The organism is Parahaliea mediterranea (assembly GCF_003402235.1).
GTDB lineage: Bacteria > Pseudomonadota > Gammaproteobacteria > Pseudomonadales > Halieaceae > Parahaliea > Parahaliea mediterranea.
Genome location: NZ_QEWO01000011.1, coordinates 56633 through 79799 on the forward strand (window position 1 = coordinate 56633; position 23167 = coordinate 79799).

At 62.0% G+C, this 23167-nt stretch carries 19 protein-coding genes; 10 read left to right on the forward strand and 9 right to left on the reverse strand.

The window, feature by feature from the left end:
* The first annotated feature begins 13 nt into the window (after positions 1-13).
* Positions 14-331, forward strand: coding sequence for a tryptophan synthase subunit beta like protein (locus DDZ17_RS21590; protein ID WP_116369119.1), 318 nt, complete (start codon positions 14-16; stop codon positions 329-331).
* 49 nt (positions 332-380) lie between these two features.
* Here the strand turns inward: DDZ17_RS21590 and DDZ17_RS21595 are convergent, their stop codons facing one another.
* Together DDZ17_RS21595 and DDZ17_RS21600 are read right to left on the reverse strand one after the other, a co-directional pair.
* Positions 381-2303: an EAL domain-containing protein gene (locus tag DDZ17_RS21595; RefSeq protein ID WP_116369120.1), complete on the reverse strand. Its 1923-nt coding sequence runs from the start codon at positions 2301-2303 to the stop codon at positions 381-383.
* A gap of 24 nt (positions 2304-2327) precedes the next feature.
* Positions 2328-2957 carry a transglutaminase-like cysteine peptidase gene (locus DDZ17_RS21600; protein ID WP_116369139.1) on the reverse strand — a complete coding sequence of 210 codons (630 nt, stop codon included), beginning with the start codon at positions 2955-2957 and terminating at the stop codon, positions 2328-2330.
* A gap of 326 nt (positions 2958-3283) precedes the next feature.
* On the opposite strand from DDZ17_RS21600, the gene DDZ17_RS21605 reads away from it, so the two are divergent.
* Positions 3284-5104 (forward strand): TolC family outer membrane protein, encoded by a 1821-nt coding sequence (locus tag DDZ17_RS21605; RefSeq protein ID WP_116369121.1) that lies wholly within the window; start codon positions 3284-3286, stop codon positions 5102-5104.
* A gap of 150 nt (positions 5105-5254) precedes the next feature.
* Here DDZ17_RS21605 and DDZ17_RS21610 read toward each other — a convergent pair whose 3' ends face one another.
* From DDZ17_RS21610 to DDZ17_RS21620, 3 genes are all read right to left on the reverse strand, one after another.
* The gene (locus tag DDZ17_RS21610; RefSeq protein WP_116369122.1) at positions 5255-7738 is read right to left on the reverse strand and encodes a TonB-dependent receptor; all 2484 of its coding nucleotides are present in this window, start codon (positions 7736-7738) and stop codon (positions 5255-5257) included.
* 117 nt (positions 7739-7855) lie between these two features.
* Positions 7856-8323 carry an EVE domain-containing protein gene (locus DDZ17_RS21615; RefSeq protein WP_116369140.1) on the reverse strand — a complete coding sequence of 156 codons (468 nt, stop codon included), beginning with the start codon at positions 8321-8323 and terminating at the stop codon, positions 7856-7858.
* A gap of 175 nt (positions 8324-8498) precedes the next feature.
* On the reverse strand, positions 8499-8807 hold the full coding sequence (locus DDZ17_RS21620) for a hypothetical protein (RefSeq protein ID WP_116369123.1): 309 nt from the start codon (positions 8805-8807) through the stop codon (positions 8499-8501).
* Between the two features lie 487 nt (positions 8808-9294).
* Between DDZ17_RS21620 and DDZ17_RS21625 the strand changes: the two genes are divergently transcribed.
* A complete protein-coding gene (locus DDZ17_RS21625) occupies positions 9295-11091 on the forward strand; it encodes a DUF885 domain-containing protein (protein WP_241505995.1) in 1797 nt (598 codons plus the stop codon).
* Between the two features lie 69 nt (positions 11092-11160).
* On the opposite strand, the gene DDZ17_RS21630 is transcribed toward DDZ17_RS21625, so the two are convergent.
* Positions 11161-12681 (reverse strand): putative bifunctional diguanylate cyclase/phosphodiesterase, encoded by a 1521-nt coding sequence (locus tag DDZ17_RS21630; RefSeq protein ID WP_170150250.1) that lies wholly within the window; start codon positions 12679-12681, stop codon positions 11161-11163.
* Positions 12682-12865: 184 nt separating this feature from the next.
* Here DDZ17_RS21630 and minC point away from each other — a divergent pair, with 184 nt between their 5' ends.
* The 3 genes from minC to minE are packed head-to-tail and all read left to right on the forward strand — an operon-like array spanning position 12866 to position 14697.
* On the forward strand, positions 12866-13591 hold the full coding sequence (gene minC / locus DDZ17_RS21635; RefSeq protein ID WP_116369125.1) for a septum site-determining protein MinC: 726 nt from the start codon (positions 12866-12868) through the stop codon (positions 13589-13591).
* 42 nt (positions 13592-13633) lie between these two features.
* On the forward strand, positions 13634-14449 hold the full coding sequence (gene minD, locus DDZ17_RS21640; RefSeq protein ID WP_116369126.1) for a septum site-determining protein MinD: 816 nt from the start codon (positions 13634-13636) through the stop codon (positions 14447-14449).
* The gene (gene minE / locus DDZ17_RS21645) at positions 14446-14697 is read left to right on the forward strand and encodes a cell division topological specificity factor MinE (RefSeq protein WP_116369127.1); all 252 of its coding nucleotides are present in this window, start codon (positions 14446-14448) and stop codon (positions 14695-14697) included. Before minD ends, minE begins: the two co-directional genes overlap by 4 nt.
* Before the next feature lie 108 nt (positions 14698-14805).
* Here the strand turns inward: minE and DDZ17_RS21650 are convergent, their stop codons facing one another.
* From DDZ17_RS21650 to ilvC, 3 genes are all read right to left on the reverse strand, one after another.
* Positions 14806-16011, reverse strand: coding sequence for a dipeptidase (locus tag DDZ17_RS21650; RefSeq protein ID WP_116369128.1), 1206 nt, complete (start codon positions 16009-16011; stop codon positions 14806-14808).
* Between the two features lie 150 nt (positions 16012-16161).
* Positions 16162-17601, reverse strand: a complete 1440-nt coding sequence (locus tag DDZ17_RS21655) for a hypothetical protein (RefSeq protein ID WP_157976795.1) — start codon at positions 17599-17601, stop codon at positions 16162-16164.
* Positions 17602-17746: 145 nt separating this feature from the next.
* On the reverse strand, positions 17747-19219 hold the full coding sequence (gene ilvC, locus DDZ17_RS21660; protein WP_116369130.1) for a ketol-acid reductoisomerase: 1473 nt from the start codon (positions 19217-19219) through the stop codon (positions 17747-17749).
* A gap of 131 nt (positions 19220-19350) precedes the next feature.
* On the opposite strand from ilvC, the gene ilvY reads away from it, so the two are divergent.
* The 4 genes from ilvY to DDZ17_RS21680 all read left to right on the forward strand — a co-directional run bounded on the left by ilvY (position 19351) and on the right by DDZ17_RS21680 (position 22843).
* A complete protein-coding gene (gene ilvY / locus DDZ17_RS21665; protein ID WP_116369131.1) occupies positions 19351-20259 on the forward strand; it encodes an HTH-type transcriptional activator IlvY in 909 nt (302 codons plus the stop codon).
* A gap of 33 nt (positions 20260-20292) precedes the next feature.
* A complete protein-coding gene (pssA, locus tag DDZ17_RS21670) occupies positions 20293-21165 on the forward strand; it encodes a CDP-diacylglycerol--serine O-phosphatidyltransferase (RefSeq protein ID WP_116369132.1) in 873 nt (290 codons plus the stop codon).
* A 113-nt stretch (positions 21166-21278) separates the two neighbouring features.
* Positions 21279-22256: a protein-methionine-sulfoxide reductase catalytic subunit MsrP gene (msrP, locus tag DDZ17_RS21675; RefSeq protein WP_116369133.1), complete on the forward strand. Its 978-nt coding sequence runs from the start codon at positions 21279-21281 to the stop codon at positions 22254-22256.
* Entirely contained in the window at positions 22256-22843 is a 588-nt protein-coding gene (locus tag DDZ17_RS21680) for a protein-methionine-sulfoxide reductase heme-binding subunit MsrQ (RefSeq protein WP_116369134.1), read from the forward strand. The genes msrP and DDZ17_RS21680 overlap by 1 nt, the downstream gene beginning before the upstream one ends.
* The last annotated feature ends 324 nt before the right edge of the window (positions 22844-23167 follow it).

Consider the following 23167-nt stretch of genomic DNA (forward strand, 5'->3'; position numbering starts at 1 on the left):
AGGTACTTTTGCCATGCCCTATGTAACGCGGGATGCAGGCGGCCACATTTCCGCGGTCAGCCACATGGCACATGAAGGGTACCAGCCCATCGCTGGGGATGACCCGGAATTGCAGGATTTTATTGCCCAGTTCGACGGACTGGCCGGGCAGCACATCAGCAACACCGATCTTGATTTTGTGCGTGTTATTGAGGATTTGGTAGAACTCCTCGTCGAAAAAGGCATCATCCTCTTCACCGAACTCCCCGAATCCGCCCAAGAGAAAGTGCTACGCCGGCAGAACCTGCGCAGCGACCTGCGCAACAAGCTGGATTTGCTGGGCGACGATTAGCCCGTTGTCAGGCCGGGTAGCGGCGGTGGTGGCAGTAAGAGCTGCGGCGTCAACCCTCATCCATCGTCACGCCCGGCCCGGTAATGCCGTCGATGCCCAGTTCCTGCAACATTTCTATTTCTTCCGGGGTGCGCACGCCTTCGGCTATCACTTTTACACCCACGGAGTGGCCCACGGTGCACAGGGTGCGCAGCAGGGTCTGGTTGGCGACGTTGTTGTTCACGTCGCGCACGAAGGACGCATCCACTTTCAGGTAGTCCAGCCCCACGTCGTGCAGTTGCCCGATGTCGGATAGCTGGTGGCCCACGTGTTCGATGCCGATTTTGCTGCCGTAGACCTTGGCGCGCTGGCAGAGCCGTTTGAAGTTGTCCAGGTGGCGGAAGGCCATGGCTTCGGGCACTTCCATCCACAGCAGCTTGGCGGCCTCAGGGTGGGGCGACAGGCGCTCACTCATCCACATGGGAAAGCCGGGTTCCACCACGGCTGCCACTGACAGGTTGATGCAGATGGGCTTGTTGCGTACCGATATCAGGCGCAGGGCCAGATCGATGACGTGCTGGTCCAGCACGCTGGACATTTCCAGCCGGTTTATCCAGGGCAGGAAGGTGCCGGCGGCCAGCTTTTCGCCTTCCCATTCCAACCGTACCGGGCATTCGAGATGGATCAGGTTCTTACGTAAATCCTGCACGGGGAAGGCCGCCAGGGAGAATTTGTCGTTTTGCAGCGCGCGCTCGAAGATGCCGCGCCAGTGGGCCAGCTGCTCGCGCATGGGCAGCATCTGCATGTCGCCCTTGTAGGCCACGCTCACACCGGGTTCGCGTTGCTTCTCGGTAGCCAGCAGGCAGCCATCCAGCCGGGTCATCAGTTCGCCGATGGTCTCGCCATGCACGTAGACGGTGGTGGCCACGGGCAATTTTACGTCGTTGTCCATGCTGCGGTGGCGGAACACCTCGCGGATAACCTGCTGGACGTTGCTGGCCACTTTCTCGGGCTCGGTGGAGCGGGGCGCCAGCAGGGCGAAGTCGGAGCCGTTCAGTCGTGACGCGGCCCAGCGGCTGTGGGTGGCGACAATGCCGTTCAGGGCCTTGCCAATATCGCCCAGCAGGCCGTCGATGGTGCGCCGTCCGTAAATCTGGTTGAGCTGGGCGAGGCCGCTGATACGCAGCAGCGACAGGGTGCCGGTGGCGTTGACGTCATCGCTCTCCAGTGCGGCTTCCAGGGTCTGCATGAAGGGCTCGCGGTTGGTGAGGCCGGTGATTTTGTCCACGTGGGCCTGGCGCTGCCATTTTTCCAGCCGGCGTGCCTCTTCGGTCAGGGCGCGCTGGATGCGCGCAGACAGGTTGTTCATTGCCACCACCAGCCGGCGGAATTCCAGGGTGTAGGGCTCATCGGTGGTGACAAAACGGCGCTCGCCAATGGCTTCGGCCTGGTCAACCACGGCATTCAGCGGGCGCAGGATGATGCGCAGCAGGTAGTTGCCCAGCAGGCCCGCCACCACCATGGCAACCAGAAAGACCAGCGCCAGCTTCTCGGTGCTCTGCCACAGTTCCCGGTAGGCAAACCGGGAGTGGCTGCGTAGGGTCAGCGTGCCTACCTGCTGCCAGCCCTTCTGTACATTGGCACGGCCGGCCTCCACCTCAATGGGCAGCAACTTCACAAACCAGGCAGGGGCATCGGTAATGGTCTGCTGGTCTTCGCGGCGGATGATAACCTCGCCCTCTGGCCCGATCAGCTCAATCATCTCGTAGTGGCCGGTGTCGAACTGGGCCGACAGGGTCAGCTCCAGCAGCACCGGGTCGGCGTCCTGCTGGGTGAGCGAGAGTGCAAGGGCGGTCGCGTTGTCCGCATTCTTCATGTACAGCTGCTGTTCCAGGTAACGCTTGGCCGACAGGCTGTTCACCACAAAGCTGCCGCCAAATACCAGAATCAGCAGGAAGATAATCGCCAGCCAGAGTTGTTTGAAGAGTGACATAGTTGCTCCGTTTGCTGACTGGGCCTAGCCCAGGCCATCGGCGCTCATCCGCTGTAGCAGATCGCGCCATCTTGAAAGTTTGGCACCCGGGTCCCTGGAGGCGGGAGCGGCGGCGCCGCCCACCCACAGGCCCTTGCTGTTAAAACCAAATACTGGCTTCAGGTCTGGGCGTTTGGAGGCTGGTCGCACTATGTCCACCATATTGTCCAGAATCAGCGGGTCCGCGGCCGGTGTGGGGTAGTAGGCCAGCACCATGTGTGCCTCGTAATGTTTGCCAAGGCTGCCGCCCATCTGGGCCTTGACGTAGGTGATACGCAGCTTGTCGATGGCCGTGCCGGCCAGTAGCAGGGTCATGTACTTGGCGATGCTGAAGTCTTCACAGTCGCCGGTGCGCCGGGCCATGGTTTCCAGTGGTGTGGCCCAGTAGTCATTCTGCCCCCAGATGTCGATGTCCTGCTGCCAGCGGATACGCTTGTTGAAGAAGGCATTAACGCGCTCGACCCGTTGCTCATCCGGCAGTGTGGAAATGGCTGCAATAAGGTCCCGCCACTGCGCCACCGTGTTGGCGGTGTGGTTGCCGTAGCGGCTCTGGGCCAGTTGCTGCATGCGGTCCAGGTTGACCTGGGCAAGCACCGACAGTGCTGTACAGGCCATGGCCAGCACGCTTGCACAGAGCCAGCGCAGCAACGGTCGTTTGCAAACCTGGAGCCTGATGTCCTTCGCCTCGCAATGTAAAAAACGATGATCTTCCCGCCGCCCTCGGCCGGGGAGGCGCCAGTGTAGTGTAGTGAAGAATTCAAGTTTGGGTATTTGGCCCGCCCGGGTCAAAAAGACGTGAATATTTGTGATCTACATCATAACTCTCCGGGATTTGATAGCGATTTGCAGGGAATGGCTTATCCTCTGCCGAGGGATATTCTTTGCGGCGGGATGCCGTGAACCAAAAAAGCGCGTCTATATAAAGGCACAAGGAAGACAACATGAAAGGTCATCGAAGGTTGGCGGGGGCGGTCGCCATGGTACTGGGAACAGCAGGTATCACAGTACAGGCGGAACCTATTTCCAGTTTTGAGGCAGCGGTCAAGCAGGCGGTTACCACCAACCCGCGCGTGGTTGCCAACTGGTACGACTTCGAGGCCAGCCGCGAGGCCCAGCGTGTGGCACAAGGTGGCTACTACCCCAGTGTCGATATCAACGCCGATATAGGCCGTGAAGATCGCGAAACCCCGCTGATCGACTTCGACGACTACTCCCGCGACGCCACCCGCTTCAGCATTACCCAGATGCTGTTCGACGGCTTCGCCACCCGCGAAGCCGTGCGCCGCCTGGGTTACGAGAAGCTGTCTCAGTACTACACCCTGCAGCGCACCTCTCAGGAAATTGCGCTGGAGGCCACCCAGGCCTACCTGGATACCGCGCGCTTCCAGAACCTGGTGAAATTCGCCGAAGACAACTACATCGTCCACCGCGAGGTGTACGACAAGATCGCCGAGCGCACCGGCGGTGGTGTCAGCCAGGGGGTGGACCTGGAGCAAGCCGCGGCCCGTGTTGCGCTGGCCGAGTCCAACCTGCTCACCGAAATGACCAACCTGCACGATGTGCAGGCGCGCTTCCAGCGGGTGATTGGCGACCTGCCCGCCGACGATCTGGACATTCCCACTGTGCCGGCCGGGCAAATCCCTGAACTGCGTTCTTCCGCCCTGGAGCTGGCCTACGAGCAAAGCCCGGAGATTGACGCCGCCATCGAAAACCTGCGCGCGGCCCAGGCCGCGATGAACGCCACCAACGCGCCCTTCATGCCGCGGGTGGACCTGCGCTACCGCAACGAGGTGGAACACGATACCGATGGGCTGGAAGGCCGCTACGACCTGGAGGCCATCGAGCTGGTCGCCAGCTACAACCTGTTCCGCGGCGGCTCGGACAGCGCCCGCAAGCGCGAGTTTTACAACCGCTACAACTCCGCGATTGAACAGCGCAAGCAGGCCTGCCTGAATGTGCGCCAGAACACCATGATCGCCTTCAACGACATTCAGGCGTTGGAGCAGCAGGTGATCTACCTGGAGCGCAACCAGTTGGCACAGGACAAAACCCGCCGCGCCTACCAGGACCAGTTCGACCTTGGCCAGCGCACCCTGCTGGACCTGCTGGACTCCCAGAACGAATACTTTGATACCCAGCGCGCCTATGTCAGCGCCCGCACCGACCTCGCCGCCGCCCAGGCCCGCACCCTGGCCAACATGGGGCTGCTGCTGGCCGCCCTGGACATGCAGGGCATCAACGCCGAGGAGATCGCCAAGCTGAACCTGAACCTGTCGCGCGACGCCGATGACGAAAATGGCCAGGCCCTGTGTCCGCCGGAGCCGCCGCCGCCGGTGGAAATCGACAAGGAAGCCCTGTTTGCCAGCCTCACCGCTGGCAACGCCCGCTACCGCGATGTGGGGGGTGGCAAGGTGGCGGTGGAACTGGCAGTCCAGTTTGGCCACAACTCATCCGTTATCACCCACGACTTTGATACTGAAATCTCCCGGGCCGCCGCCTTCCTGGCGCAGAACCCGGGCGTGACCGCCAGCGTGGAAGGCCATGCCGATAGCAGCGGTGATGATGCCTACAACCAGTGGCTGTCAGACCGCCGGGCCAATGCCGTGCGGCAGATGATGATCGACAAGCACGGTGTAAACCCCCAGCAGATCAGCGCCATCGGCTACGGCGAAGCGCGCCCGGTTGCAGACAACAACACCGCCGAAGGCCGTGCCAGCAACCGCCGTGTGGAACTGGTACTGGACGGCGGCGCCCCGCAGTAAGCTGTAACCGCCGCTCATAAAAAACCGCGCCCTTGAAGGAGCGCGGTTTTTTTATGCCGGTTGAAAGCCTGCCGCTGATGGCCGCCGGTTCATAGACCCCCGGCAGTGGGCTGCGCGCCCGGAGCCTTGCAGCGCCGGGCGCCGCTCGCCTTAGAACATGAACTTCAAGCGCACGCCGTACACGCGGCCTTCCTCCATGAACTGGGTGTGGGTGCCCGCCAGTACCGGTGTATCGAAGCTCTGGGCAAAGGCTTCTTCGTCGAAAATGTTGCGCCCGTAGGCCATCATCTCCCAGTGCTCGCTACGTAGCCCGGCGCGCAGGTTCACCTTGGTGTAGGCGTCGATGTAGTCGAGGGGGTCGTTGTCGCCAGAGGAACTGAACTCATCCCGGTAATTGGCCTCGCCACCCAGGAAGAATTCCAGCCCGCTTTCGAAGGTGGAGATATAGTCGAAGAAGGCAGTAGCGCTCCAGTCGGAGGCGTAGAGGGTTTCCTCGCCGCTCAAATCGTTGCTGGTAAAGCCCTGGGGTGTGCCGCAGAAGGGGTCCACATCCAGCTGGATAGCGGTACAGGGGCCGTTCTCGAACTCATCGTAGGTGGCATCCAGCCAGGCGCCGTTCAGGCCGATGCGTAGGTTGTTGGTGGCCTGCCACAGCATGTCCACTTCAATCCCCTGCACTTCGGATTTACCGGCGTTGGTCACACCAAAGCCAACCCCCTTGAAGATGGAGGTTTGCAGGTTGTCATAGAGCGTGTAGAAGGCCGCCCAGTTGACGTTCATGCTGCCATCGAACAGGGAGTGTTTGCCGCCGATTTCAAAGGCGTCCACTTCCTCGTCTTCAAACTCAAAGTCGTCGTTGGGCACGGTGGGGTCGTAGCAGGCTTCAATGGGCTGGCCGGGTACGCAGGGGTAGGTGGCAATGTCCAGCTGGCCGGGCTCTTGGTCGTCCGCCGCGGTAAAGCCGCCGCTCTTGAAGCCCTGGGAGGCGCTGAAATACAGCATGCTGTCTTCGCCGACGTCCCACTGGATGTTGAGCGAGGGAATCCACTTGTCGGTGGTGCGGTCCTCGTTGAAGTTGTAGCGATAGGTGTTGAAGCTGGTGGCTTCAATAAAGCCAAGGAAGAAATTGTCAGAAGGATTATCGATACCTGTCAGGTCATCCGAGAGGAACTGGCTGCTGACGACGTCCTTGTTTTCCTCGGTATAGCGTACCCCCAACGTCACCCTGAAGGTGTCCGTCAGGTTGAAGGTGCCCTGGCCAAAGATCGCGTAGGAGTCTGAATCCAGCTTGTAGTAGTGGTTGCGGGCGATCTGGTTGGCGGTGTAGGCGCCACTGGTGAGCAGGGTGAACAGGCTGTTGACGCTAAGCAACTGCGGTACCAGGCCGTCCATGTTGGTATCGATGGTCACGCGGCGGTCAAATTCCAGCTCGCTTTTTTCGTAGTACACACCGGCCACGTAGTCGAAGAATTCACCGCCCGGAGAGGCAAAGCGGAATTCCTGGCTGATCTGCTCAAAGCGCTGGTCATCGTCGCGGTGAATGAACTGCAGGGGCAGCCAGTCCACATCCACGCCATCGATGTACTGGTATTCCGAGTAGCCGGTGATGGAGGTCAGGGTGCCGCCACCCACATCCCAGTTCAGGTCCAGCACGTAGTTGTCGTAGTCCTCGTCGTTGGAGTCGGGGTTGATGCCGATGCCAATACCGTCTGCCCGGTTGGTGCCGTAGCCGTTGTCCTTGAAGGTAACGAACTCCTTTTCCCCCTCGGCCACCAGTTCAGGGTAGAAGAAGTCAGTGAGTGTGTAGCCAATGCTGGCGAAGGGCGAACGGTTGGGGAACAGGGCGTCGCGTTGCTCGGGGGGCAGGTAGTACTTGGTGGCCGACGGTGCGCCAATCCGCTCAAACTCGGTATTGCTGTACTTGAAGTTGATGTCCAGGTTGTCGGTTGGCTGCCACACCAGGGTAAAACGGTAGGAGGTCTCGTCAATCTGGCCTTCCGGCTCATCCAGCAGGGTGTTGTCCACGTAGCCGTCGGTTTCGCGCTTTTTGAAGGCAAAGCGGGCCGCCAGGGTGTCGCTGATGGGGGTTTCTATGCCGCCTTCAAACTGCTTGCCGTTGAAGGACTCCAGCGACACCGCCACATCGCCAGACAGTTCATCGCTCGGGTCTGGGGAGCGGGAGATGATATTCACTGCGCCGGCCACCGTATTTTTGCCAAACAGGGTGCCTTGGGGGCCGCGCAACACCTCTACCCGTTCAATGTCCAAAAAGCCCGCCCGGTACTGGCGGCCGCGGCCCATGTAGATGCCGTCCACGTACATCCCGACCGACTGCTCGAAACCCTGGTTGTTGCCGGAGCCAACGCCGCGCATGTAGATGTTGGTATTGACCGAGGCCGAGGCGATATGCAGGTTGGGGACGTAGTCCGCCAGCGCCGCCATGTTGGGAATGCCCGCCTCCTGCAGCTTGCTGCCCTGCACGGCGGAGACGGATATCGGTACATCCTGCAGGCTTTCGGCCCGCTTTTGAGCCGTTACGATGACTTCTTCGAGTTGCTGGGCTTGGCTGAGTTGTGCGGCGCCGGCGAATGCAACGGCCGCAACCAGTGGTGCACGTTGAAAGAACACTGACATGAACGATCCCTCTTGATTGATTTTTATAGCTATTGCCCGCCGGGATGAGGCGCCACCGACGGGTTGTGTATCAGGTTAGGCCAAAAGGAATCACATTGACAATGCCTGTATGCGGCACTATTGCCCGCGCTTGGCCATGCTGAGGATGTGCTGCCACTGTGCGCGTGTAACTGGCTGCACGGAAAGCCGGCCCTGGCGACGCAGCACCATGTCGTCCAGTTGCGGTTCCCGCTTGATCTCGGCGAGGGTCACGGTGCGGGGTAAGGCCGCCACAAAACGGATGTCGATGCAGTACCAGCGCGGCGCGTCGGCGCTGGCCTTGGCGTCGTAGTAGTGGCTGTCGGGGTCGAACTGGGCGGGATCCGGATAACCACCGCGCACCACCTCTGCCTGGCCCACCACCCCCACCTGGCGGCACTGGCTGTGGTAGATCAGCACCTGGTCACCGGCAGCTACCGCGTCGCGCAGCAGGTTGCGTGCCTGGTAGTTCCTTATTCCATCCCATCTGGCCTGCCCTGACGGTTCGCTGCGCAAATGCTCAAGGCTGTATTCGTCAGGTTCTGTTTTCAGTAGCCAGTAGTTCATGGCGACAGGCTCCCCGGGCGGGTTGGTGTTGGCTGCCAAGGTGAGCACAGCTGCGCCGCCGTGGCAATCTAAAGGGGCTGGTAGAAAGGGGGTAGGTTACAGCGGGGCGGTGATCAGGGGTGGCGCAGACCGCTCTTTATGGTTATCGCGGTCCAGCGTCGAAGGGATTGCCAGCTCAGTTGGTGGCGAGCATGTTTTCCCGGGCGCGGAACTTGGCCAGTTCAGCGTTGTAGCTATCGGCAACCGATTCAGCCAGGTAAACACTGCGGCTTTGCTGCAGCGGGTGCAGTTCCGAGCGGCAGTCCAGGTAGTTTTCAATCGCGTCAACGTAGGCGTTCACTGCAACCTGGGCCTGGTACATTTGTTCGTGAGTCGCGTTCTGGCCGCTAGGTACGGCGGGAGCTTCACTGGGGAATTGGGCGGGGCATTCGGCCATGGCGCCGGCGGCCAGCAGCAGGGCGGGGATAGCAAGTAGCTGTTTCATGGGTGTTACCTCGGTCTAAAGCAGGTGTTTGAAGGTTCTTGAGTGATCGCGTTACCGCGATGTGTTACCAATATCTACATATCGGAGCTGGATTGCAAGCCCCTGCAGGCCGCATAAAGCCTGGGTTTCTGTGTGGGTTTAAATAGAAAGCCAGGCGCTATTTCTGGCGAGCACCTTTGTGTTACACCACGTAACGATCTGTGTGAGTTCCTGGTGCAAAATGGCCTACCGGGAGCGGCGATTTGTTCGCCGATTGCACCGCATTGGTGCAAAGTCAGTTTGAGGTCACTGCTGGCTGCGCTCTTTTCACTGCGGGCGATGGTTTGCCCCCGGTTTTGGTAAAAATGCACAAAATCGTACTGGCGTGGGGTTTGGGCCTGCGCTCCTTCTGCGCCAAGTTGACAGGTGCCGGCGGCGCCCTACCATAGGCCCGACCTGTGCCGGCCCGTGGCGTGCCGGATTCCCCGCCCATCAGGAGGTACCTGCGGTGCATACCCTTTCCCGACTGACCCTGGCGCTCGCGCTGGGAGCACTTCCCTTGACCCTGACTGCCCCGGCCGCCCTGGCCCAGCCCGCCGCCGCGGCCAAGTCAGAACAGCCAACAGCGGATGCCCGCCTGCAGGCCCTGTACGAGCGGGAGTATGCCTGGCGCCAGGACCGGCTGGGCAAGGTGCTTGACGAGGACGGCGAGTGGCAGGCCGGCTCGCGCTGGGCCAAGGTCGATCCGGCCACCCAGCGTGAGAACCTGGCCTACTGGGAGCAGGTGCTGGCGGAATTGGACGCCATCCCGGCGGATCAGCTCAGCCATGCCGAGCAAATCAATGCCGACACCTTCCGCCAGATTGTGACGACCCTGGCCGACGAGGTGCGCTTTAAAACCTACGAGGCGCCGCTCAATTCCGACAGCTTCTTCTGGACCGGCCTGTTCCCGCGCATGGGTGGCTTTGAGGACGCCGACGCCTACCGGCGCTATATCGATCGCCTGCGGGACATGCCGCGCTTCTTTGAAGAGAATGTGAACAATATGCGGGCCGGCCTGAAGCGCGGCTACAGCGTGCCGAGGGTCACCCTGGCGGGGCGTGAAAAATCGCTGGAAGCCTATCTGGCGACGGGGGAGGGTAACCCCTTCTGGACGCCGCTGGCCGACATGCCGCAGGGCATCACCGGTAGCGAGCGCCAGGCCCTTGAGCGCGATGCCAGGGCCGCGATTAATGAAGCGGTGGTGCCGGCCTATACGCAGGTGTTGGACTTCATGCGCGATGAATACCTTAAGCAGGCGCGCACCAGCCTGGCCGTCAGGGACCTGCCCGACGGCGAAGCCTTCTACCAGGCCCAGATTCGCGCCTACACCACCCTGGACCTGAGCCCCGAAGAGATACACCAGCGCGGCCTGGACGAAGTGGCGCGTATCGAGGCAGAGATGCAAGCCGTTATCGCCAAAACCGGCTTTGACGGGGACCTTCAGGCCTTTATCGCGTTCCTGCGCACCGACCCCCAGTTCTACGCCAAAACGCCGCGGGAGCTGCTGTCCTACTCTGCCTACGTGGCCAAGAAGGCCGATGGCTACATGGGTGAAGTGCTGGGCTTTTTGCCGCGCCGCCGCTTTACCATTCTGCCGGTGCCCGATGCCATCGCCCCTTTTTATACCAGTGGCCGCGGCGGGCTGAACAGCTGCCTGATGAACACCTACGACCTGCCATCGCGCCCCCTGTTCAACCTGCCGGCCCTGACCCTGCACGAATGCGCCCCGGGCCACGCCCTGCAGGCGGCCATCGCCAAGGAGGCGCCGGGTGATATTCCGCGCTTCCGGCGGGATAACTACTTCTCCGGTTATGGGGAAGGGTGGGGCCTGTACACCGAATGGCTCGGCACCAAGATGGGGGTGTATGAAACCCCCTACGAGGATTTCGGCCGCCTGTCCTATGAAATGTGGCGCGCCTGCCGCCTGGTGATCGACACCGGGGTGCACTACATGGGCTGGAGTCGTGAGCGGGCGCTGGCCTTTTTGGGCGAGCGCACCGCCCTGTCCACCCACGAGGTGACCACCGAGGTAGACCGCTACATTTCCTGGCCGGGCCAGGCCCTGGCCTACAAGCTGGGTGAGATGCTGATTCGCCGCAAGCGCGCAGAAGCCGAGGACGCCCTTGGCGCCGATTTTGACCAGCGCTACTTCCACGACGTGATACTGGGGCTGCGCTCCGTGCCGCTGCCGGTACTGGAAGCCGAGCTGGATCGCTGGATTGCCGGCGGTGGCGGCAACCCCTACGCCGACGAGGCGCAGTAACGCTCTCCGCGCTTTTGCGGGGGTTATCGGGCCTTCGCGGGGTTAATCTGCGCGGGGCGCATCCACCGCTCAGGCCCGGCCCTGTAGGTGAGCGGGCGTCTGGTGCAGGAAGTTGCTGAATGCGGTGATATCCAGGGGCGGGGCTATCCAGTAGCCCTGTACCTCTTCGCAGTGGCACTGGTGCAACGCTTCCATTTGCGATGCGTTCTCCACCCCTTCAGCGACCACCGACAGGCCAAAGTTGTCCGCCAGGCCAATAATGGCGCGCACGATGGCCGCACTGCGCGGCTGGGATTGCAGGTCCACAATAAAACTGCGGTCGATCTTGAGTTCATCCACCGGTAAATCGCGCAGTAGCGACAGCCCGGAATAGCCCGTGCCAAAGTCGTCGATGGAAAAACGCAGTCCCTGCTCGCGCAGTGTGCCCACGTGCTTGATGCTGCGCTGGATGTCCGACAGGGCGGCCCGCTCGGTGATTTCCAGCTGCAAATACGGGGGCAGGGCGTGCAACTCCGCCAGCAGGGCCTGCATCTGCGGCAGAAAGGCGTGGTCGGTAAATTCCTGGGCCGAGATGTTCACCGACACCCGGGGCAGGGGCGCGCCCAGCAGGCCCGCCTCGCCCAGCTCCGTGCAGGACTTCATAATCACCAGCCGGGTGAGCGGTGCGATAAGGTGATGCTCCTCGGCCAGTGGAATGAATTCATCGGGCGGCACGGCGCCCCGTGTGGGGCAGTGCCAGCGGGCGAGCACCTCGCAGCCGCTGATGCGCTGCTGCTGTAGATGTAGCTGTGGCTGGTAGAGCACTTGCAGGTCTGCGTTGTCGATGGCGCGGCGCAGGTCTTGCAGTAGCGAGCGTCGGTTCTTCTCCAGTTTGTCCCACTGCTCATTAAAGTAGCTGATCTGGTCTGTACCCAGGGGGCGGGACGCCCGCAGTGCCTTGCCCGCGGCCGAGAGCAGCACAGAGGCCTCCCGGCCATCGTCCGGGGCCAGTGCCGCGCCGATCGAGCAGGTCAAATCGAGGCCGGATTCCCGCGCTACGCGGTTGAACAGGGCCCGCAAACGGGTGGTGTGGTATTTGTGCGGCCGGCCGCTGTTGTCCAGCGGTATAGCCACAGCGAATTCGTCGGAGCCCAGGCGCGAAAGCAGGGCGTCGGCGCTGTGGCCGGCGCGCAGCGCCTCGCCAAAGCGGATGGTAAAGGCATCGGCGGGCTGGCGGCCGATGCGGGCGGTCAGGTCATTAAAGCGGTCGATATCCAGAAACAGCACCAGAAAGGGGCGGGTGGAGCCATCCGGCGCCTGCAGTACATCGTCCAGGTGGGTCAAAAACAGGGTGTGGCGGGGCAGGCTGGTTTGCGGGTCAAGCTCCTGCAGCCGGGTGATCTGGCGCAGAAAATAGTAGCTGAGGACGAACAGCAGCACAGAGGTCAGGGCGATGAAAAACCAGCCCTTGTAGCTTTGCAGGCGGCTGAGCTGGTTAATGTCCGTGCCGGCCAGTTCCTGCAGCGCCGCGTCTGAAAGGGCTATCCACAGGGCGCCCACCACGGCGTAGGCGGCAACCAATTTCAGTGCTGTGCTCAGCGTTTTGGTCAAGTGGGCCCCCTTGGTTATTTTTTGTACGGCGATCCGTCGCCGGCGCTTGTGCTCCAGTGTAGACCAGCCTGCCCCGCTTGGGTGTGACGAGGGTCGCTGGTGCCTTATGCCTGTTGACTCCTGCCCGGGCCGCCCCATAATGGCTGCCTCCATCTGCTGTAATAAAGAAGTAGTGCCGCGCTGTATGAGCACCCCCGACTTCCTGCTGAAAGGCAGTACCGTCACTGTTGTTGTCCTTGAACTCCATCAATACGATTCAGAGGCTTTCCCCGTCCAGCTTGCCGAACGGGTCGCCCGTGCGCCGGGGCTGTTCCAGGGCTCGCCGGTGGTTATCAGTCTGGAGTCGCTACCCGCTGACTGCGGCGCGGTGGACCTTGCCGCCATGCTGCAGCACTGTCGCGACCAGGGGCTGCGCCCCATCGCTTTTCGCGCGGTGCCGGATGGTTTGCAGGAAGTTGCTGCGCATACCGGCCTTGCCGTGCTGCCCCCAGGTGGTGGTCGCGGGCGCACGATCGAGGCGCCGCCACAGGAGCCGGCGCCCGATATCGAAGTGCGTACCGAGCAGCAGCCGGTATCTGCTGGGCGGCCGACGCGCACCATCACCCGGCCGGTGCGCTCGGGGCAGCAAATCTATGCCGAGGGCGGCGATTTGATTGTGCTGGCGCCGGTGTCCGAAGGGGCCGAGGTGCTGGCAGACGGCAACATCCATATTTACGGCCCCCTGCGCGGGCGCGCCCTGGCGGGGGTTCACGGCGATGCCACGGCGCGCATTTTCTGCCAGCACATGGATGCCGAGTTGATTTCCGTGGCCGGGCACTTCCTGCTCAGCGATGCCCTTGGCGATACCGTGTTGCGCAAGCCCGCCCAGGTGGCCCTGGACGGCGATGTGTTGAGTGTTTCTGCGCTGTAACTAACGTTCTATTACTTTCCAACTTCAGACAGGAGCCCGTTTGTGGCAAGAATCATCGTAGTGACCTCCGGCAAGGGTGGGGTCGGCAAAACCACCAGCAGCGCCGCCATTGGCACCGGCCTGGCCCAGCGCGGACACAGCACCGTCATCATCGACTTTGATGTGGGCCTGCGTAACCTGGACCTCATCATGGGTTGCGAGCGCCGGGTCGTGTACGACTTCGTCAACGTGATCAACGGCGAAGCTACCCTCAACCAGGCCCTGATCAAAGACAAGCGCACCGAAGGCCTGTTCATCCTGCCCGCCTCCCAGACCCGCGACAAAGATGCCCTCACCGAAGAAGGTGTGAGCAAGGTGCTGGAGGAACTCAAGGGCCGCTTTGACTACATTGTGTGCGATTCGCCGGCCGGCATTGAGAAGGGCGCCCAGATGGCCCTGTACTTCGCCGACGAAGCGATTGTGGTCACCAACCCGGAGGTGTCGTCGGTGCGCGACTCGGACCGCATCCTCGGCATCCTGCAGAGCAAGTCCCTGCGTGCCCGCGAAGGGCAGGACCCAGTGAAGGAGCACCTGCTGCTGACCCGCTACAACCCCACCCGGGTCAGCGCCGGCGAGATGCTGAGCGTTGCCGACGTGGAGGAGATCCTCGCCATTCCGCTGCTGGGGGTCATTCCCGAGTCGCAGGATGTGCTGAAAGCCTCCAACCAGGGTGAGCCGGTTATTCTCAACGTCGACGCCCAGGCTGGCCAGGCCTACAGCGACGCCGTGGACCGCCTGCTGGGCGAAGACCGGGCCCACCGATTCCTGGACGAGCAGAAGCAGGGCTTCCTCAAGCGCCTGCTGGGAGGGCGGGGATGAGTTTTCTCGACTACTTTCGCAGCAAGCAGAGCCCCCGCTCGGCGGCCACCGCCAAGGAGCGGTTGCAGGTCATCGTGGCCCATGAACGGGGCCAGCGTAACCAGCCGGACTACCTGCCGCGCATGCAGCAGGAAATCCTCGAGGTGATCCGCAAGTACGTGCCGGTGGAGCAAGACGACGTACAGGTGCAGGTGGATGAGAACGGCAACTGCTCCGTGCTGGAGCTGAACGTTACCCTGCCCGGCTAGGGCGGCTGCCCGGGCGGCACGCCGATCAGGGTGCCGCCGGCGCCGGGGGGGCGGTGTATTTTCCCCGCGCCTTTTCCAAGGCCGTTCTACGCCTCCTCTACGCCCGCTCTACGCCCGCTCTACGCCGGCCACTACGGCCTTCCACACCCGCATCAGGTTGCCGCCGAGCAGTTTCTCGATGTCCGCCTCACTGTAGCGTCGTGCCAGCAGTTCCGCGATGAGGTTGGGGTAGGTGGAGACATCCTTCAAGCCCACCGGCAGGCTGTCGCCCACGCCATCGTAATCCGAGCCGATGCCGACATGGTCAATGCCGGCAATCTTGACGACGTGGTCTATATGGTCCGCCACATCGCTGACCGTGGCGAAGGGAAAGGCCTGCTTGGCGCGGTAGTCGGCCTCAAAGGCCGCCATCTCCGGGGCGTGTTCCGCCAGGCCGTAGCGCTCGGCATAGGCGTCGGCGGCTTCGCCATAGGTTTTGAAGTAGCGGTTGGCGTCCTGGGTGATAAAGCTGGAGCCAAAGTTGATCAGCACCACCCCGTCGCGCTTGGCCAGGGCCTTGGTGAGCTTGTCGTCGAGGTTGCGCTCGAAGTCGGGGGTGAACTTGCGCATGGACGAGTGAGAGGCGATCACCGGCACGGTGCTGAGGGCGATGGCTTCGGCCGCCGCTGCATCCGACAGGTGTGATATATCCACCATCACCCCGAGCCGATTCATGGCCTGTACCAGTTGCGCGCCAAAGGGGCTCAGGCCATTCCAGAAGCGCACATCATCGTAGGAGGAATCGCTGATGTGGTTGGACAGGCCGTGGGCGAGGGTGATGTAGCTAACGCCGCGATCGCGAAAGTGGCGCAGCTTGTTAAGGTCGCCGGCAATTGGCGCGCCGTTCTCCATCCCCAGGGCCATGGCAATCCGCCCGTCGGCAACCAGTTGCTGGGCATCGGCGGGGGTGGCGGCAATGCCGAACTTGTCCGGCGCCCTGGCAACGATGGCCTCCACCTGGTCGATCAGGTTGTTGGCAAGGTTGTAGGCGCTGCCATCCAGTTCCGCAGACGGCGGCGTGTAGATGGACATGAAGGGCACATTGAGGCCGCCGGCCACGGCGCGGGGATAGTCGAACTCGCCTTTCTCGGTGGCCTGGGTCACGTCCTCCCAGTGGTCGTGCAGCCGGTAGGGCACATCGATATGCGTGTCCACCAACAGGTAGGTGTTGGCCAGTTCCCTGGCGCGCTGCAGGTTGTCATCTCCCAGGGTGTGGCCGCTGGTGGCCAGAATCAGTCCGCCCACCAGGGCGCGTTGGATCAGTGAAAGGCGCATGGCTACTCCGCTGGCTAAAAAGCGACAAGGTTAGCGCATGGGCAGGGAAATCCCCAGCCCGACAGCAAGCGGCCGTTGCGGCCCCGGTGGTGGGGCCGCGCAGGGGGGGTGGGGCGGACCCTGGAGCAGGTCTTTGAGAAGGGCGTCGCCTCAGCCCTCGGTCACCTCAACGCCTTCTACATCCATGCCATCTTCCAGCGTCGAATCCTCCACACGCAGCTGGCCACTGCCCTGGTCTTCCTGCACCACTTCCAGGCCGGTATCGTCGCTGTCGTCATTGTTGCGGGTTTGCGTTGCAATCACCCGGGCGTTCACGCTGCCGTTGTCGGCTTCCTCCAGCACAATACCCTTGCCGCCGTTGTCGCGTGCCTCTACCTCAAAGACCAGAGCCTCGATGCCTGCACCGTCGGCTTCAGAGACTTTGAAGCCATCGTCAACGTTGCCATTGGCCGCCGAGCCAATGAAGCTGACATTGACGTTGCCCCTGCCGGCCTCGTCAAAGTCCACGCCTTCGTCGAAGTTGTTGTGGACCTGGGTATTGCGCAGCACGGCCTTCAGCAGGCCGTCGTCGGACTCGTCGATGTCAAAGCCGTCGTCCACGTCGATGGCAATTTCATAGGCTTCCACAAAGCCGCCGTCGTAGTAGTCCGCAGCGTACTCAAAGCAGCGATCATCCAGGGTGCCAGTGGGCGGCCCTGGAATCTGCGCGTCCGTTACCTGCTCGCTCTCATCGAACTCGCCCTCGGCTTCAAAATCGCCCAGGAAGGTAGCCAGTTGGGGTTCCAGCAGGGCGGGATTGCAATAGGCGCCGTTGTCGTTGAAAACGCTGTTGTCAATGTAGGCCTGGGCGGAGCCGCCCTGGGCTTCGTCCAGTTCCACGCCGTCGGCGCCAACGCGGGTAAAGCTCGACTGGCTGGCATGGAGCACAATATGGCCTTCGCCTCGTTCGTCCACGCGCACGCCGTCGGCGTCGAACTTGCCGTGGCCAACGTTATCCACCTGTACATTATTCAGTCGCAGCAGGATGGAGGCGGGTGAGCCGCCGCCGGACCCATCGCCACCGCCACCACAGGCATCCGCCAGGTCACAGTCCGATATGTGAATGCCGTGGTTGGCCACGTCGCGAACCTGTACATCAGTCAGGCTGACGCTCACCCAGCCCTCACGGGCCTTGGCCACATCCACAAAAATACCCTTGCCCGGTGCGTCTACGCTGGACTGGTTTTCGATGTCGAACCCGCCCGGCCCCTCGAAGGCCAGGTTTTCCACAATCAGGTTCACGCCGCTGGCCACTTCAAGCAGGGTGAAGTCCATCACCGCCTGAATCGCCTGGCCATTGCCGCGAATCCATAGGGGGCGCTCGCCGCTGTAGATCAGCGGTTCGGTGATCATGATGGGCCCCTTGGCGGTGATCACAATGTCGTTGGCGCCGCTTTCCAGTGCATCGCGCAGGGTGTTGGGGCCGCTGTCATTGGCGCTGCTTACCACCGTTGGCAGGGCCTGGGCGCCCATGCCCAGCAGGCAACTGGCAGCGACAACGGCGGCCTTGAGTGTCAGTCGGGTTTTGGATGAATTTATTGTGCTTGGCATGCTGCGTCCCCTGCTCAGAGATGTTGTTGTGAAGGGGCCAAGGCTAGGGGGGGAATGTGACGTGAGTGTGACGAATAGAAGGCACTGCTGTGGGGCCACGAAAAAGGGGCCCGCAGGCCCCTTATCGCTAGCGCGCTGTCATTGATCAGACAATACGCTTCATGGCGGTCATATAGCCGCGCAGTTTTTTACCGATGACTTCCACCGGGTGATTGCGAATGGCGTCGTTGACGGCAATCAGTTCCTGATTGTCGACACCGTTGTCGCCGGCAATGCCCTTGCCGATCACGTCGGTTTCGATGCCGACCATGAAGTCTTTCAGCAGCGGGCGACAGGCGTGGTCGAACAGGTAGCAGCCGTACTCGGCGGTATCGGAGATCACCACGTTCATCTCGTACAGCTTTTTGCGCGCGATGGTGTTGGCGATCAGCGGGGTTTCGTGCAGGGATTCGTAGTAGGCGGATTCCGCCTTGATGCCCGCGGCCACCATGGTCTCGTAAGCCAGTTCCACCCCGGCCTTGACCATGGCCACCATCAGGATGCCGTGGTCGTAGTATTCCTGTTCGGAAATGTCGGCATCGGTGTTGGTGGATTGCTCAAACGCCGTGTCGGCGGTGGCGCCGCGCCAGGTGAGCAGGTTGGCGTCGTCGTTGGCCCAGTCTTCCATCATGGTGGTGGAGAAGTGGCCAGACATAATGTCGTCCTGGTGCTTCTCATACAGGGCGCGCATGATGTTCTTCAACTCTTCCGCCAGGTGGAAGGCGCGTACTTTGGCCGGGTTGGACAGGCGATCCATCATATTGGTGATGCCGCCGTGCTTGAGGCCTTCGGTGACGGTTTCCCAGCCGTACTGGATCAGCTTGGAGGCATAGGCAGCGTCGATGCCTTTTTCCACCATTTTGTCGTAGCAGAGAATGGAGCCTGTCTGCAGCATGCCGCACAGAATGGTCTGCTCGCCCATCAGGTCGGATTTCACCTCGGCGATGGGCGAGGACTCCAGCACGCCGGCGCGGTGGCCGCCGGTGCCGGCCGCCAGGGCCTTGGCAATGTCCAGGCCGTTGCCGTTGGGGTCGTTCTCGCGGTGCACCGCAATCAGGGTCGGCACGCCAAAGCCGCGCTTGTACTCCTCGCGCACCTCGGTGCCCGGGCATTTCGGGCACATCATCACCACGGTGATGTCCTTGCGGATCTGCATGCCTTCTTCCACCAGGTTGAAGCCGTGGGCGTAGTCCAGGCAGGCGCCTTCTTTCATCAGCGGCATCACCGCGTTGACCACGCTGGTGTGCTGCTTGTCGGGGGTGAGGTTCATGACCACATCGGCGGTGGGGATCAGTTCCTCATAGGTGCCAACGGTAAAGCCGTTCTCGGTGGCGTTCTTCCAGCTCTGGCGCTGCTCGCTGATGGCGGCTTCGCGCAGGGCGTAGGCCACATCCAGCCCGCTGTCGCGCAGGTTCAGGCCCTGGTTCAGGCCCTGGGCGCCACAGCCGACGATGACGATTTTCTTACCGCGCAGGATTTCCACCCCGTCGGCAAATTCGCTGCGATCCATAAAGCGGCATTTACCCAGCTCTTCCAACTGCAGGCGCAGCGGCAGGGTGTTGAAGTAGTTCTGGCCCATGGTGTTACCTCTGGTGATAAGGATAGGAAAGGGGCGCACGATACGCCATATCGCTAATTGCGTAAAACGCTATATATAAAAAACTGTATTGCGTATAGTGCAATAAAGTACTGGCGGCGGAGGCGCTGACAATGGATCTACGCAGCCTGCAGGTTTTCCTGTCGGTGGCCGACACCCTCAACTTTAGTCGCAGCGCGCAGCAGTTGCACCTCAGCGTCAGCGCCGTCAGCCGCAGCGTGCAGCGGCTGGAGGAAGCGCTGGGCCACAGCCTGCTGGCGCGCGACAAGCGCAGTGTTCAGTTGACCCCAGCAGGGCGCGATTTTCGTGACTACGCGCGCCGCGCCGTTGACGATTGGGATCGCACCCGGCGCCAACTGGGCGGCGGCGAGGCGCTGGTGGGGGAGGTGAGCCTGTACTGCTCGGTGACGGCCACCTACAGCATTCTGGCGCCCATTCTGGAGGCTTTTCGCAGCCAGCACCCGGGGGTGGACATTCAGCTCCATACCGGCGACCCGGCGGATGCCGTGGACAAGGTGCTCAGTGGCCTGCACGACGTGGCGGTGACGGGCCGGCCCACCAGCCTGCCGCGCCGGGTAAGCTACCTGCAGTTGCTGGAGAGCCCGATGCTGGTGTGTATGCCCGCGGCAGACTGCGCCGTGCGGCGCATGGCCAGCAGCGGGGATAGCGCAACGCCGGAGTTCGACTGGAGCCGCCTGCCCTTTATCGTTCCCGAGCGCGGCGCCACCCGGGACATGCTGGAGCAGTGGTTTGAAGAGCAGGGCATCCAGCCGAACATCTACGCCCAGGTGGCCGGCCACGAAGCGGTGGTGGCAATGGTGGGGCTCGGTTTGGGGGTGGGCATTGCGCCAGAGCTGGTGGTGCGCACCAGTGGCCTGGCGGGGCGCGTCAGCGCCATGCCGGTGTGGCGCCCCTTGCCCGCCCTTGGCATTGGCTTGTGTACACCCCGTGCCTCTCTGGATGACCGGCGTGTGCGGGCCTTCTGGGATGTGGCTGCCAGCACGTTTGCGCCGGCAGTTTGATACAATGGCGGCCCTTTTGATGGCGGAGTCACCATGACCCAGCACGAATCACCGGAACAGGGGGTTGAAGAGCCCGGTGCCGCAGCGCCTTCGGGGGTTGCTCCCTCCCTCGACCTGCTGGTCGATGAACACGAGGAAGAGGTGTCCGAGAATGGCCGGACCGTGCGTCGCCAGGGCATCTACCTGTTGCCCAACCTGTTTACCACCGGCGCGCTGTTCGCGGGCTTTTACGCTGTTATTGCCGCCATGCGCGGCGACTTCGAAAGTGCCGCCATTGCCATCTTCGCCGCCGGCGTGCTGGATGGGCTGGACGGGCGCATAGCGCGCCTCACCCACACCACCAGCAAATTTGGCGCCGAGTACGACAGCCTGGCCGATATGGTGTCCTTTGGTGTGGCGCCCTCACTGGTAATGTTCAGCTGGGCGCTGGGGGATCTTGGGAAGTTCGGCTGGAGTGCCGCTTTTATCTACGTTGCCTGTGCCGCCCTGCGCCTGGCCCGCTTCAATACCCGCATCGATACCGCCGACAAAAACTACTTCACCGGCCTTGCCAGCCCAGCTGCCGCGGCCATCATCGCCAGTACTGTGTGGGTGTGCCACGACCAGGGCTGGGTGGGCGCCGCCCTGCCGATGGAAGTGTCGATCCTGGTGGCGATACTCACCGCCGCCGTGGGCCTTTTGATGATCGCCAACTTCCCCTACTACAGCTTCAAAGGGGTGGACTTTCGCGGCCGCGTTCCCTTTGTGGTCATCGTATTGGTGGTGATCGTATTCGGCCTGGTGACCCTCGACCCGCCGCTGGTCTTCCTGCTCGCCTTCCTCGCCTACGCCTGTTCCGGGCCGGTGCTGCAGGTACGTAACTGGCGCCAGCGCCAGGCCGGACAGGGCCAGCCTGGGCAGCGCTAGGGCGGGAACCTTCTTCGCGCGCAGCCCTCTCACATCAACAGAGGGCGTTGCCGTGACGCGAGCGATAGGCCGATGTCAGGGAACGAAAACCGAGCAATGCAGGAGTGCCCGCCATGTCATCGCGAATGATCTGTCCGCCCATCCCATCGAGCGAAATCACACCCGAGTCTGTCTACCTGCGCCGCCGCGACCTGATGCGCGCAGCTGGCCTGGGCATGTCCGCGCTGGCCCTCGGGACATCACTGCCGGCGGGCGCCGGCGTGGCCCGGAAGCCTCAGCCGCTGGATTTCATCGAAACGGCCCAGCCGTTGTCGGCGACTGATGAACTGACGCCCTATGAACACGTCAGTGGCTACAACAACTTCTACGAATTCGGCACCGACAAGGATGACCCCGCCCGTTATGCCGCCGAGATGAGCGTCGACCCGTGGTCGGTCGAGGTTGGCGGACTGGTCAACGAGCCGGGCATACTCCATCTGGAAGACATCCTTGGTCGGTTTGATCTTGAAGAACGCATCTACCGGCTGCGCTGTGTGGAAGCCTGGTCCATGGTGATTCCCTGGGTGGGCTTTCCATTGGCTGAGTTGCTCAAGCACGTTGAGCCGCAAAGCGACGCAAAGTTTGTGGAGTTCAGGACCCTCTACCGGCCGGAGGAGATGCGCGGCACCCGCTCTATTACCAGCATCATCGACTGGCCCTACCGCGAAGGGCTGCGCATGGACGAAGCCATGCATCCCCTGACGATTATGGCGGTGGGGCTTTACGGCAAAACCCTGCCGGAGCAGAACGGCGCACCGTTGCGGCTGGTTGTGCCCTGGAAGTATGGCTTCAAGAGCATCAAATCGATTGTCAGCATCCGCCTGGTGGATCAGCAGCCAGAGACCTCCTGGCAAAACCTGGCGCCGCACGAATACGGTTTTTATGCCAACGTGAATCCAGATGTCGACCACCCGCGCTGGAGCCAGAAGTACGAGCGGCGCCTGCCATCGACCCTGTTCAACCCCAACCGCATCCCAACACGCAAGTTCAATGGCTATGAGGAGCAGGTAGCAGGTTTGTACCGCGGCATGGACCTGCGCAAGTTCTACTGATGCGCGAGCGCTTCATCCGGCTGTCGGTATTTCTGCTTTGCCTGACTCCTTTCAGCATCCTGCTGTGGCAGGCAGTGTTTGGAGGCCTGGGGCCCGACCCGGCCAAAACCCTCATGCTGCAAACGGGCGAATGGTCCCTGCGCCTACTGGCCATCACCTTGCTGGTATCGCCCCTGCGTCAGTGGACAGGCCAGGCCTGGATTATGCGCCTGCGCCGTATGCTGGGGCTCTATGCGTTTTTTTATGCCTGTGTTCACCTGCTGGCCTTTGGGCACTTCTACCTCGGCTGGTCGGGTGCCATCCTGCTGGAGGAGTTGGCGGAGCGCCCCTACATCACCGTTGGCTTTGCGGCCTGGGTATTGCTGCTGCCACTGGCGTTTACCTCCACCCGCGGGTGGCAGCGCCGGCTCAGGCGCAACTGGCAGCGTCTTCATCGGCTGATCTATCCGGCCGCGGTACTGGCCTGCCTGCATTTAATGTGGCAGGCCCGTTCCGACCTGGGGGAGGCCCTGTTCTACATTGGGGTTGTCGCACTGCTGCTGGCATGGCGTGTTCGGCGCGGCTGGCCGCAGGTAACAAAAGTCTGAAATTTTTTCCAAACGCCCTTGCGCAAGGGAGCGTTTTGCGTAGAATGCGCACCTCGCGTTGAGGCGCCCCCGGAAGCGGTTTTCGAACTCTCCCGGGTTTGTAAGAAGCCTGAAAGTTTTTTACAAAAAGTGCTTGCGGCATCCGAAACGATCCGTATAATGCGCGTCCTCAGTCAGGGAGAGCAGCCAAGCGGCTGGCAGCGAAAGCGACCTGATTGACACCCTGAATCCTGGCGATCAGGGGTTGCTTAACAAATAGACGAAGACAGATGTGTGGGCACTTGTTGAGGTGATAGCTACGACTATTATCAGACACAAGTGACT